The 12,491-nt window shown below is 62.2% G+C and carries 12 protein-coding genes and 1 pseudogene; 1 reads left to right on the forward strand and 12 read right to left on the reverse strand.

Features of this window, described 5'->3' with window-relative positions; translation table 11 throughout:
• Positions 1 to 181 precede the first annotated feature (181 nt).
• Complete coding sequence (locus WHT83_RS10130) at positions 182 to 2,515, reverse strand: transketolase (protein ID WP_406873956.1); 2,334 nt, start codon at positions 2,513 to 2,515, stop codon at positions 182 to 184.
• A gap of 190 nt (positions 2,516 to 2,705) precedes the next feature.
• Between WHT83_RS10130 and WHT83_RS10135 the strand changes: the two genes are divergently transcribed.
• On the forward strand, positions 2,706 to 3,176 hold the full coding sequence (locus WHT83_RS10135; protein ID WP_406873709.1) for an Lrp/AsnC family transcriptional regulator: 471 nt from the start codon (positions 2,706 to 2,708) through the stop codon (positions 3,174 to 3,176).
• 185 nt (positions 3,177 to 3,361) lie between these two features.
• On the opposite strand, the gene WHT83_RS10140 is transcribed toward WHT83_RS10135, so the two are convergent.
• The 11 genes and pseudogenes from WHT83_RS10140 to WHT83_RS10190 form a co-directional block, all read right to left on the reverse strand.
• Positions 3,362 to 3,790 carry a ribbon-helix-helix protein, CopG family gene (locus WHT83_RS10140; RefSeq protein WP_406873710.1) on the reverse strand — a complete coding sequence of 143 codons (429 nt, stop codon included), beginning with the start codon at positions 3,788 to 3,790 and terminating at the stop codon, positions 3,362 to 3,364.
• A gap of 3 nt (positions 3,791 to 3,793) precedes the next feature.
• On the reverse strand, positions 3,794 to 5,776 hold the full coding sequence (locus WHT83_RS10145; protein ID WP_406873711.1) for a conjugal transfer protein TraG: 1,983 nt from the start codon (positions 5,774 to 5,776) through the stop codon (positions 3,794 to 3,796).
• A gap of 21 nt (positions 5,777 to 5,797) precedes the next feature.
• A complete protein-coding gene (locus WHT83_RS10150) occupies positions 5,798 to 7,561 on the reverse strand; it encodes a relaxase/mobilization nuclease domain-containing protein (protein ID WP_406873712.1) in 1,764 nt (587 codons plus the stop codon).
• Between the two features lie 247 nt (positions 7,562 to 7,808).
• Positions 7,809 to 8,594, reverse strand: coding sequence for a lytic transglycosylase domain-containing protein (locus tag WHT83_RS10155; RefSeq protein ID WP_406873713.1), 786 nt, complete (start codon positions 8,592 to 8,594; stop codon positions 7,809 to 7,811).
• A 3-nt stretch (positions 8,595 to 8,597) separates the two neighbouring features.
• Entirely contained in the window at positions 8,598 to 8,933 is a 336-nt protein-coding gene (locus WHT83_RS10160) for a DUF736 domain-containing protein (RefSeq protein WP_406873714.1), read from the reverse strand.
• A gap of 68 nt (positions 8,934 to 9,001) precedes the next feature.
• Complete coding sequence (locus WHT83_RS10165) at positions 9,002 to 9,547, reverse strand: S26 family signal peptidase (RefSeq protein ID WP_406873715.1); 546 nt, start codon at positions 9,545 to 9,547, stop codon at positions 9,002 to 9,004.
• The gene (locus tag WHT83_RS10170; protein WP_406873716.1) at positions 9,544 to 10,014 is read right to left on the reverse strand and encodes a DUF2840 domain-containing protein; all 471 of its coding nucleotides are present in this window, start codon (positions 10,012 to 10,014) and stop codon (positions 9,544 to 9,546) included. The genes WHT83_RS10165 and WHT83_RS10170 overlap by 4 nt, the downstream gene beginning before the upstream one ends.
• Before the next feature lie 321 nt (positions 10,015 to 10,335).
• Positions 10,336 to 11,107 (reverse strand): annotated as a pseudogene (locus WHT83_RS10175) (replication initiator protein A); the annotation flags it as partial.
• A 17-nt stretch (positions 11,108 to 11,124) separates the two neighbouring features.
• Entirely contained in the window at positions 11,125 to 11,406 is a 282-nt protein-coding gene (locus WHT83_RS10180) for a helix-turn-helix transcriptional regulator (protein WP_406873717.1), read from the reverse strand.
• Between the two features lie 152 nt (positions 11,407 to 11,558).
• On the reverse strand, positions 11,559 to 12,008 hold the full coding sequence (locus WHT83_RS10185; RefSeq protein WP_406873718.1) for a DUF2285 domain-containing protein: 450 nt from the start codon (positions 12,006 to 12,008) through the stop codon (positions 11,559 to 11,561).
• A 112-nt stretch (positions 12,009 to 12,120) separates the two neighbouring features.
• Positions 12,121 to 12,333: a transcriptional regulator domain-containing protein gene (locus WHT83_RS10190; RefSeq protein ID WP_406873719.1), complete on the reverse strand. Its 213-nt coding sequence runs from the start codon at positions 12,331 to 12,333 to the stop codon at positions 12,121 to 12,123.
• Between the last annotated feature and the right edge of the window lie 158 nt (positions 12,334 to 12,491).

A 12,491-nucleotide genomic window follows, 5' to 3' on the forward strand; every position in this document is an offset into this window, starting at 1 on the left:
TTTGGTGATCGATACCAGCATGATGCGATCTCATGACTTGCGGAAGCATCTGTCGGAAACAGAAACGACATTGCTGTTTTGGCGGATGGCACATGGGTCGCGGCCTATGAGGGAACGCTCGTCCGTCGCCTGCTCGCGGCGTATTACCATGTGCTGCCGAGCCGCCTAAGATGCGAAGAACTCACATCGCAACGACACCGAGATGCCGTATCGGCTTGGCTCCGGAAACCGCCTCCGCTGCGCGTACAATGCCCTGCGCGTCGATGCCATAGTGCCGGTAAAGATCAGCAATCGTGCCTGTCTGGCCGAAATGCTCGACGCCGAGCGGCCGAATGCGGTGGCCATGGACAGACCCGATCCACGCCAGCGTGGCCGGATGACCATCGACCACTGTGATCAGCCTGCAGTGGGGCGGTATCTCCTCGAGCAGGCGCTCGATATGGCTTCTGGCGTGGATCAGGCCGCGTTCGCGTGCCCGCTGGGCCGCAGTCCATCCGGCGTTGAGCCGGTCGGCTGAGGTAATGGCGAGCAGGCCGACGTCTCGCCTGTCTTCCCCCATCAGCCCGACCGCCTCGATCGCTTCGGGAGCGACAGCACCCGTATAGACGACCACCACCTCTGCATTGGGGCCGGGCTTGCGCATCCAGTAGCCGCCGTTGACGATCTCTTCCGAAAGTCTGGGACCGATCTGGCGGTTCACCTGGTCGATGGAGCGGGTGGAAAGCCTGAGGTAGACCGAACCGCCGACGGCATCCCTGAGCCAGGTTGCCTCGTCCGGCTCGGCCTCGCCGGAGCGTTGGATATAGTCGAAGGAGAAGCGCAGTATGGTCGCCAGTTCGTCTACAAAAGCTGGCTCGAAGGTCGCCAACCCGTCCTGCGCCATGCCGATCAGTGGGGTCGCTATCGACTGGTGCGCGCCGCCTTCCGGCGCAAGCGTGACCCCGGAAGGTGTCGCGGCGACTATGAAGCGGGCGTCCTGGTAGCAGGCATAGTTCAACGCATCGAGACCGCGTTCGATGAACGGGTCGTAGAGGGTTCCGACCGGCAACAGGCGCTCGCCGAAGATCGAATGCGAAAGACCCAGCGCCGACAACATGATGAACAGATTCATCTCGGCAATGCCGAGTTCGATGTGCTGGCCCTTGGGCGAGAATTCCCAGTTGAAGGTCGACGGGATGCGTTCCTTACGAAATAGGTCGGCCATCTCGTTACGCGCGAACAGGCCGCGGCGGTTGACCCACGCGCCGAGATTGGTCGACACCGTGACGTCAGGTGAGGTTGTGACTATGCGCCTTGCGAACTCGCTGTCCTGTTTGCCGATCTCGTGCATGAGCAGGCCAAAACCCTGCTGCGTGGACATCTGCGGCTGGACGGGCGTCTGCAGCGCCTCGGGCACGTCGATATGCGCCGACGCATACCGCCTCCGGCCCTTGGCGATGAAAGGCGCCTTGCCAACAAAATCGGCTACCTGCGCCGCCGGCTGGACGAGGCCTTCGAAGGGCTCCCATTCGTGGCCAGGCCGCACGCCGTGCGCGGCGCGCAGGCTGTCGACTTGCGCCGGGGTCATGAGGCCGGCGTGATTGTCCTTGTGGCCGGCGAGCGGAAGACCGAACCCCTTGATCGTATAAGCGATGAAACAGACGGGGCGGTCATGCGTGCGCGCCTTTTCGAATGCTTCGATCAGCGTCGGCAGATCGTGGCCGCCGAGATTGGTCATCAGTTGCGACAGTTCCGCGTCACTCCGGCTCTCGATCAGCCGGGAAACCGCACCTTGGTCACCCATATCGTCGAGCAGCCGCTTCCTCCAGCTAGCACCGCCTTGGAACGTCAGGGCCGAATAGAGCTGGTTCGGGCAGCGGTCGATCCATTGGCGAAGGGCTTCGCCCCCTGGTTCGGAAAAAGCCTGCTCCTGCAACCGTCCGTATTTGAGCAGAACGACATCCCAACCGAAGTTTTGAAACAGGGATTCGAACCGTTCCCACAAGCCCTCGCGCACGACCGCATCGAGGCTTTGTCTGTTGTAGTCGACGATCCACCAGGTGTTACGCAGGCCGTGCTTCCACCCTTCCAGAAGCGCCTCGAAGATGTTGCCTTCGTCCATCTCGGCGTCGCCGATTAGCGCGATCATCTTTCCGTCGGACAGCTGCTTGGCCATCCCTTTGGTGTGGAGATAGTCTTGGACCAGCGAGGCAAACAGTGTCTGCGCAACGCCGAGGCCGACCGAACCGGTCGAGAAATCGACGTCGTCCACATCCTTGGTGCGGGACGGATAGGATTGTGCGCCCTTGTAGCCACGAAAATTCTGCAACTTTTCCAAGGTCTGGTTGCCAAACAGATACTGGATCGCGTGGAATACCGGACTCGCATGCGGCTTGACTGCCACCCTGTCCTCGGGCCGGAGGATTTCGAAATAAAGCGCCGTCATGATCGTCGCCAGGGACGCCGACGACGACTGGTGGCCGCCAACTTTAAGCCCATCTTCGTTGGGACGGATATGGTTGGCATTGTGGATCATCCAGGTGGCGAGCCACAGTACTTTTTTCTCCAGTGCTGCCAGCAACTCCAGTCGATCTTTTTCCACGAAATCCTCCCTCGAATTTGTGATGACCATAACTGGATGATCGCAGCGATTTCAGGCAATTTTGACTGCGATGAGCGGAAGGATTGGCTGGCTCTGCGAATAGTATCCGGATATGTGATAAATTATGGCGAAACCAATCATCGATGCTATCGACCGCAAAATCCTGACAATCCTGCAATCCGACGCGCATGCGACGAGCGACGAGATTAGCCGGGAAGTCGGGCTCTCTCCGTCGCCCTGCGCCCGCCGGGTTCGGAACCTGGAAGAGACGGGTGTGATCAAAAGTTACGTGGCCGTTGTCGACCAAGTGAAGGTCGGCCTGCCTATCAGCGTCTTCGCCTCGATCAAGCTGGAGCGGCAGCGGGAGGAAGAACTTGACCGGTTCGCCAGCGCCGTTCAGCGCTGGCCGGAGATCGTCGAATGCTACCTGATGACAGGTCAGCGCGATTACCTGCTTCGGATCGTCGTGAAGGACCTCGAGGCTTACGAAGCATTCCTCAAGCGAACGCTCACCCGGCTCGAAGGCGTTGCCTCGATTGAATCGAGCTTTGCGTTGGGGCAGGTGAAGCACGCGCAGCCGCTGCCGATCGAATAGCCGCCACAAGACCATTCAAGCGAACGCCCGCTCCAGCATTGCGCTTCCTGCCTTCTATCAAGTCGAGCACGGTGCGGGCGGCGTCGGGTACATTGGTGCCTGGCCCGGACATTGCCGAGACGCGACCGATACTCGCTGGATTCTCTCCGCGAAATCCGAGTGCGCTTCAACCATCGTGGTCGCTCCTAAAGGTCGCCTTCGGTCGAGTGATGCTGATCAACATCATCTGGAATCTCTCGCAGAAAACTCTGGCCCTTCTGCAGTCGCTTGCCGAGCGTTTCGACGAAGCCTTCGAAACGCTCTCGTCCCTTGGCCTGAGCCGCAGCTTGCGCCTCAGGCGGCAGTGGTGGGGTAATCGAAAGCCAGAAGCGCACGAAGAGGGCGAGGGTTTCCGCGGTCACGCCAAGATCGCGTTCCATCCGCTGGATTTGCCTGGACAGTCGGTCGAGTCGACGTGCGAAGGCTGCTTCGCGCGCATCGGCGTGATCAGGCGACAGGAAAGAACTGACAGCCGCCTCTACGATGGCCGACCTAGGCAATTTCTTGCGATCGGCAAGCTCGTTGATGCGCCCGATGAGCTCCACCGGCAGGGTGAGATTGAGCCGGTCACGCATGCCCTAGAGCTCCATGCCGTCGCCTGGGTCGAGTGCGACCTGGCGTGCGATGCCGCTCATCTGACGGCGCAGCGCCTGACGACGCCGAGCGGCGTCCTCCGGCTCGTCGTCGAGGATATGCGCGAACTCCTGAGCAGGCGTATGATCCGTGGTTTCCTTTGCGATGGCCACGTGTTCGGGGAGCTCCGGTTCGCGGCGCAGCCCCGCATTGGCGCTGTCTGGGACTTTAGCGGTTGCTGATGCGGGATCGGGATCCTGCGGCAGGACTGTCGACCAGTTGTCGCTTCGGCTGGTCCTGTCCAATTCGGATGGATCCGGCGGCTCCATGACGCGTTCGCGGAAGCGCACATCCTCATAGTAGCGCGCCTTTATTGCCCGGATCGGCGGCGTGCCGGCGATCATGACGATTTCGTCGGATGGTGGAAGTTGCATGACCTCGCCTGGGGTGAGGAGGGGGCGAGCTGTCTCCGAACGCGAGACCATCAGGTGCCCTAGCCATGGCGAGAGCCTGTGGCCGGCATAGTTCTTCATCGCCTTCATTTCGGTGGCTGTGCCGAGAGCATCGGACACGCGTTTGGCGGTCCGCTCGTCATTGGTCGCGAAACTCACGCGCACATGGCAATTGTCGAGGATCGAGTTGTTGGCGCCGTAGGCCTTTTCGATCTGGTTCAGCGACTGAGCGATGAGAAAGCTCTTGATGCCGTAGCCGGCCATGAAGGCAAGCGCGGACTCAAAGAAATCGAGGCGGCCGAGAGCTGGGAACTCGTCGAGCATCATCAGGACGCGATGCTTGCGTTTCGTGGCGTGCAGGTCCTCGGTGAGCCGTCGGCCGATCTGGTTGAGGACGAGGCGGATCAGTGGCTTTGTTCGGGAGATGTCCGAAGGCGGGACGACCATGTAGAGCGTCGTCGCCTTTGCCTCGGCTGTGAAATCCGCGATGCGCCAGTCGCAACGGCCAGTCACTTCCGCGATGACCGGATCGCGATAGAGGCCGAGGAAGGACATGGCAGTAGAGAGCACGCCGGATCGTTCGTTGTCGGATTTGTTGAGGAGCTCGCGCGCCGTCGACGCGACAACCGGATGCGGGCCGGCCTCGCCGAGATGCTTCGTCGTCATCATCGCTGCTAGCGTTGCTTCGATCGGGCGGCGTGGATCGGAGAGAAAGGCGGCGACGCCGGCAAGGGTTTTATCTTCCTCGGCATAGAGGACATGCAGGATCGCGCCGACCAGAAGGGAGTGGCTGGTCTTTTCCCAGTGATTGCGTTTATCGAGCGAACCTTCCGGGTCGACCAGAATATCGGCAACGTTCTGCACGTCGCGCACCTCCCAATCGCCTCGCCGAACCTCGAGCAGGGGATTGTAGGCGGCTGATTTCGGATTGGTTGGATCGAAGAGCAGGACGCGACCATGCCTGTTTCGGAAGCCGGCTGTGAGTTGCCAGTTTTCGCCCTTGATGTCGTGAACGATTGCCGAGCCCGGCCAGGTCAGGAGCGTAGGCACCACAAGGCCGACGCCCTTGCCGGAACGTGTCGGCGCAAAGCACAGCACATGCTCGGGCCCGTCATGGCGCAGATAGTCGTGATCGAGCCGGCCAAGCACGACGCCGTCTGATCCGAGAAGCCCTGCGGCCTCCACCTCCGTCCTTTGGGCCCATCTGGCAGAGCCGTAGGTCTGGGCGTTCTTGGCCTCGCGAGCGCGCCAGACCGACATGCCGATGGCGACGGCGATCGCGATGAAGCCGCCTGAGGCCGCAATGAAGGCGGCCCTGTTGAAGATCTCGGGTGCGTAGGCTTCGAAGAAGTACCACCACCAGAAGAAGGCGGGCGGATAGTAGATCGGCACATCGCCAACACTGAACCAGGGCGTGCCTAGCTGCGCCTGATACCCAAGCTGCCAGGCAACATATTGGGTTGCGGCCCAGGTCGTGACGATCACGATCAGGAAGACCACCGTGATCTGGCCCCAGAGGATTTTGGTCGCTGACATGCGTGATCCCTTCCGTCGTTGTCAGAGGCCGAGGTCGCGCTTGCGTCCGACCGCGAGTTCTATGCCGCCGCTGACCTTGGTCATGCCGGCGACATGCTTGCCGAGATTGCTGTCGAGGCCGCGCGACCAGGGCACGAGCTGGAAGCCGAGACCGCTATCAATCATGGCGAAGCGGCCGGACGAGAGAGCAAGGCGCTGGCGCACGACGCCCGCGACGTGCTGTCCCGCTACCGTCTTCACATGCGGCAAGCCTGTCTCGGCAGAAAGCTTCTCGCCGACGGCCTCGAGCTCGCGGCGGCGAAGCGTGGCGAGGAGATCGCGTTGCATGATGATGCGCGGGCCGTCGCGCCGCGCGAACCCTTGATCGGCGAGATGTTCGGCACGCGCCTGCATGGCCTCGCGTACTTCGCGGCCAAAACCGGCCTGCGACAGCGGCATGGCATCGCGCTCGACAAGGCGATGATCAATCCAGGTGGCACCGGGTGCTGTGACCTGCGCTTGAAGGTCGAGATCGGACCGCATCGCAAGCACCAATGTCGGGCGTTGGTCGTGCGTGCCACTGAAGTGACGGACTTCAACAATGCCGCCATTTGCGGGAGCCAGATCGAAGGCTTCGACGCCCCGGAGGCGGACATGGTGAGCACGACCGTCGACCCCATCGATGACGGCGTAGGCCTCGCCGGTCAGCTCGTCGTGAAGGCCGCGATCGACAAGGCGCCCAATGATCGGCGAGCCGGAGGTTCCGCCGTCGACCGCATAATCGCCGACGCCGCGATCCTGGCCGCGCTCGGTGAAGGCGCGGTGCATCGTCTTTATGATATCGCCGCGCATACCGAGATCGCGCAGAGTGCGTTCGGCTTCGAGACCAACGACCCATTCTCCAGAATTGCCCTGGATGGCGAGCCCTAACTTCTCGATATGCTGGAGCCGGCCGACCATGAGGCGCCGGAGCTCCGGATCAGCTGGGGCGGAACGGTCTGGCCTGAGATCGACGTAGCCGGTCTCATCGGCTGCGCGCTGGATCTCTCGGTCGATCCGCGTCCAACGCTCGGCGGTGATTTCCTTTTCAAGTGCGCTGTGGATTTCGTGCTCCGGCTTCGGGCCGAGCTCCATATTGACGAGGTCGTCGGCACGGGAGCGCAGCCCGCGGCTGATATAGTCGCGAGAGACGACGAGGTCGGCGCCGACCTCGTCGACGCCGCGCACGAGCAGATGCACATGCGGGTTGTCCGTGTTCCAGTGGTCGACGGCGATCCAGTCGAGGCGCGTACCAAGATCTGCTTCCATGTGGCGCGCCAGATCTCGGGTGAAGGCCTTGAGGTCGGTCATCTCGGCTGCGTCCTCCGGCGAGATGATGAAGCGGAAATGATGCCGGTCTCCCTTGCAGCGATCGGCGAAGGCGAGATCGTCGGCACGGTCGGTATCGGCGTCGAACATCACGCCTTTCTCGCCATCTCGGCTGACTCCCTCACGCTTGAGATACGAGACATGAGCGGAGAGCGGTGCTGAACGGAATGCCCGCCCCTGATGGCGGGCGATACGCGCCTTGATGACGACGCGGCGATGCGAGGAAAAGATGCGGGAGCGTCCGAAGACATTGCGCCCGCGTCCGAAGGTCGAGTGGCCGAGCCGGCGGCCCGGCTTGCCCGATGGAGCGCTGCCGGAGGTGTGGCCGGCGCGCTTGGCCGCGGCGAGGACCTGATTGACGAAGCCCTTGGCCTTCGGCGCCTTCGTCGAACGAATGCGGCCTGGTTGGATGCGGAAGTCGCTGTCACCCTCTCTCATGACTGTGCCCGCGGTTGTGATCGGAGGCAGGTGGTGCATGTGGAAGCGTTGAAAACATTGGAATAATTCGGGCAGTATGCCCGCGACCGGCCGGCATGCACCGGAAAACGCAAGCCATGCCAATGGCTTAACGCGTTTCGGGCATGCGCTTTTATCTCGCCGTCCTCTGTCGTTTCTCCAGCACCAACGCCGTACCTTGCCCCGCGCTGCCGGATGCCCGCTACACACCGCCATTCTGCGACGACAGTCAAAACGGGTCTCCCATTCCGGTGCGCGCGGCGAAGAGGCCGTTCGGGCGCGGCTTGATGGCAATAGCATCGGGCATAACGGAGCGCTCCGCGGCTGCACTATTCTCGCGGTCAAACGGCGTCGGCTCAGTGCCGGCGGCGGCACGAACGAATAGTGGCGAGCGGTGCCACGTCAGCGTTTCCGCACCGCCAGATGCCACCGGCGTCGACGCCGAGCCCGCGAGCGGACCGGTGCCGATCAGAGGGGAAAGCGTTGCGACATAGGCAATGGTTTCGGCCGGCAAAGGGTCTCCGGTGAGATAGGCTTCGTAGCGTGCCGGGCCCGCATTATATGCGGCGAGGAAACCTGGCGATCCGAAGCGATCGTGCATCTCACGCAGATAGGCGGCGCCCGCCAGGATGTTGTCGCCCGGATCGAACGGGTCCTGCCCAAGAAGCCATCGAGCGCGTAGCTCGTCCCAGGTCCCAGGCATGATCTGCATCAGGCCACGCGCGCCGGCGCGGGACACGGCGCGCTCGTCGCCAGCGCTTTCCTTGCCTATGACGGCGCGTATCCAGGTAGCCGGAACTGCGAAGCGTCGAGAAGCTTCGGCGATGTGGGCGGCATAAGGGTCAGTGGGTACCGCGTTGGCTTGCGCGATGCACGGGCCCACCGAGCAGGCCGACATAAGGAGGCCGGAAAGAAGACGAAGCGCGAACCGGCGAACCGGATGTCGCTGTCCGGCGACCGATCGGCTGCGCGTTGGGCGCAGCCGAAAAGCGATAGAACCGTTGCGGCAGGGCATGACTCAAGCCCTCTCGCTGCGATCGCGTGGACGGCTCCAGTGCAACGACCATGCGGTTGCGTCTTCACTATTCCGGAAGAGGCGTGCGCGGATCGGTTCTTGGAAGGTCGGGTCGTCGAACTGCAACGAGACATACTCCCCTGCCTTCTCGCTGGTACGTGTCCAGCCTGCGCCGACCTCCGGTCCGTCATCGGTGCCGCGCAGCACGCGATAGTCGGGTGTGTTGTCACCGTCGCCTGGTTCGCTCGGAACGATGGTGAGTTCGAGGTCGAGCGTGAATGTGTGGATGCGGCCTGAGAAGATGCCTCCTTCGCGCGTGAACAGTCCGATCTGTGGCATGGATAATTTCCCTTGCTGGTTCGGCGGTGGTGGGGGTGGCGGCGGAACGTACGCCGCCGCTGGCGCGCTCACCGCGTTGACGCGCGCCATTCGAAGCGGCCGTCACCTTCCTCGTCGGTCCAAAGAGGGATGGCGCGGCCGATGATGCGGTCGATGGAAATCGGGCCGAAGTAGCGACCGTCGAGGCTGTCGCGGGCCTCCCAGTTCATGAGGAAGATTTCGCCGGTAGCGATGCGCAGGCATCCGCGCCAGGCCGGCAGTGGACGGCCTGCGCGATCATGCTCGAGTGCTGTGCCAGCCTCGATGCCGTCGACGGTTATGAGGACTTTCGAACGGCAAACGGTCTGCCCGGAGACCGCGCGAACACGCTTGAGCAACGGCACGCCTTTCGGCAGATAGCCGCGCGCGGCGAGGAAGGTCGCGAGCGGCTCCGGCGCATCGACGGCGACAACGTCCATGACTTCGAGGGGGGCGTTGAGATCGACCGAGTATAGGCCGATCGGTGCGCTGGCCGAAACGTTCCAGATCAGCCTGATCGGCATCGGCGCGAGCGCCGGATAGCCGACGCTTGCCGTCGCGAGTGCGGTCGTGAGGAGGATACCGAGACGGCTCATGGCTTCACCCTCAAGCGTTGAAGGAAGCCCCGATGCTGGTCGAGCGTGTACGCCCGCGGCTCTAGGCCGGCAGTCATTCGGTTATGGATGTGTCGCCAGTGATCGGGCGATACGGCTTCGGGATCGATGCCGAGACGTTCGATTGCATCTATGACCTGAAGCACGCGCTCGACCTTGGGCCAGCTATCGACCTTGAGCAGGATGTCGCCGCCCGGACGCACGAATGGCAGCGTCTGATAGGCTTCGCCGCGTGCGACCGCCCGAACAATATCGATCCTTGAGATCACTGTGCCGAAGTCATTGGAAGCCCAACGGATTAAGGCGAAGATCGTACCGGGCTGGAAGAAGAGGAGCCGACGGCGGCGATCGATACGTTGTTCGTGCGCTACCTGACCGAAGCGGATCCAGTACTCGATCTTCTTCTCGACAAAAGTCAGCTCTACATGGGTGAAGAGCGCGACGTTCATGACGCGCCCTCCACCAGCGTGGAGTGGTCGTCCTCATCCTTGCGACAGCAGGGGAGCGTTAGAAAGATTCTGAAAGAATCTGGGTTAGTGACGTTACGCCGACCGCAAGGCACTGAAAGACGGCGCTGAAACGTCAGTTCCGGTCCCTGATAGCACGAGGATCGGGTCCCCGATGGCACGATAGGGGCAGTCCCCAATAGCACGAGCGTATTCACAGCTTATCCCCGAAGCGCGTTGGTGGTTTCCGGGCCGGGCGCGGTGAGGCGGCAGGATTGGTGGCGACGAAGGTGAGGACATCCGGCCCGTTGACCTGGAGCTCGATGCCGAGGCGGTAGCCAGGCAGCGGTTGTCGTCGGGCAATGTCGCGCAGGTCGTATGCGAAGTGCTTGAGTGGCGAGAGGCTGCCCGACTTGTGGTGCAGGTGGGCGAAGTCGAATCTCCAGCCGAATTGCTGGTGTCCGCCATGCTTGCGCACGATGCGGTATAGCCAACGCTCGAGGCCTCCTGTCAGATCGAAGTAAGCCCGGTCGATGGTGAGCACGAGCGCGTCGTCAAGGACGGCTCGATAGAACCAATCCGGCAAGATCAGTTCGACGCCGACCGGGCGCCCATCCCGGTCGGTCCGCTCTTGCCATTCATTCAGCCAGGAGAAGCGATGGCGCCGGCCCTCGGCCGGCTGACGGATGGAGGTCGCGATCGTGGTGGACTGGAGACGATCGAGGGCAGCTTTCAGGCGCCGATAGTCACGTGAGCTGACGCCGCGTCCGGTAAAGGTCAGGATCTCGTAGGGCGTCGTAGCCATCAGTCGTGATGTTCGGAGTCCGGCATCGCGGGCGTTGACGATCTGGCTGGCCGCCCAGATCAGGATGTCTGCGTCCCAGATCGTTGCCATGCCGTGATCCGGCACGGCTTCGACCCGGATGGTTACGCCGCCGGCCTTGAAATCGATGGGTGCCGTCCGTTTGGACTTTGCGAGGGAAAAGAATGGATAGGCCATGAGATCCTGTGCATCGCGGGGAGCGAAGTCGCCGGGGAGCGCATGGAACAGATCAAGCTGTCCGCGCTCCGAAGGCAGGCGAGTCCGCGCCGACAAGGGGAGCAGCCGAGCGATCAGCGGGCCAAGCGGTCGGCATGTGCCGCAGGGATGAGGGAATGGCGTTTGGCGGGCAGGACAGTACCTCGCGGGTCGGAGGTTGAGGTCATGGCTCCGCGATTGGCCCAGGCCTGGAGATCGTCGATTGAGTAGACGACCCGCCCGCCGAGTTTGCGGTAGCCTGGGCCCGTTCCGTAGGTGCGGTGCTTTTCGAGCGTCCTGGCCGACAGGCTCAGAAACGTGGCCGCTTCCTTGGTGCGCAAAAAGCGCGGTGGCAGGCCGGCGTTTCGACCGTTCATCGGGATATCTCCATCACATTGTGAAAGCCGCTGGGATCAAGCGGCGGACATGGGCGATGATGGAGGAGGGCTCCGGCGTTGTTCAGGTGCGGAATGGATGGAGCCTATTTCGCACGGACAGGAATATTGCCGCCGGACTTTGGCACCGGCATTCAGGCGCCGCGCCGTCGGAACCGCAGTAGCTTGCGGTAGCCGCCTTCAATCATTCTGTAGCCATCGCGTATGAGGCGCAGCGTTGTGTAACGAAATGGCGAATCTTGCCATTCCTCAGCGACGATGAAACGGGGACCGAACAGGGCGTGGGCTATATCGAAATGGGAAGCCCCTTCGATTCGGCCGTCGAGAGCGCGAAGCATATGGCCGAGGCGAGTGCGTTGCGATGACGTCAGGCGTTTATCAGGCACTCTGCTCCCCTTGGACGATCTGATGAATCTATCCAGGGATGACAGTCGTTCGGGGGCCTTTGCGTCGAGGGGTACTATCGCAGCCAGGGGTTGCGCAGGGTCGGTGCCGTAAAGCAGCGCGATCTGGCAGCTATTTGCTGTCGAGAGGGGACGCAAGTGCTCGCCGAGCTCGTCACGCTTTGAAACCGCCGGCGGCAAAGCGGCGACGACGTCCGCATCGTCTGCCAGCAGCGGTGGCGTGTTGATGAGCAGGATAACACCCGGATCGATCTCGGGTGTCCAGTAAACCGGCTGCTTGGTTGCCGGGCGATCAGGATTTGCTGGAAAATCGAAGCCCCCACTGCGACCGCAGTTCGTGCGGGGAGAGGGAAATCGGCGTGGGGTTGATTTGCTGCATGTCTGCGAATTCGCGCTGGTAGGCTGGATTGCGGCGCAGGAATTCCCAGGCGAGGGCATCTGGAGGCACATTGCTTATGAAATCGTAGGCCTGCGAGCTACGCCACTTAGACGAATCCGGCTTCATGCATCCTCCTGCGATTTGCGGACCATCCGCGTAAAGCAGTGGAAAAGCAGAGAGAATCCCAAAAAACCGGGATTGACCGGAAGTGATTGATGGGCTGCGCGCTTACTCAGGCCTTGGGATGAAGTCGGCGCCCGACCACCCTGTCTTCTCTTGAGGCT

It is taken from the genome of Aminobacter sp. P9b, assembly GCF_045345995.1.
GTDB lineage: Bacteria > Pseudomonadota > Alphaproteobacteria > Rhizobiales > Rhizobiaceae > Aminobacter > Aminobacter niigataensis.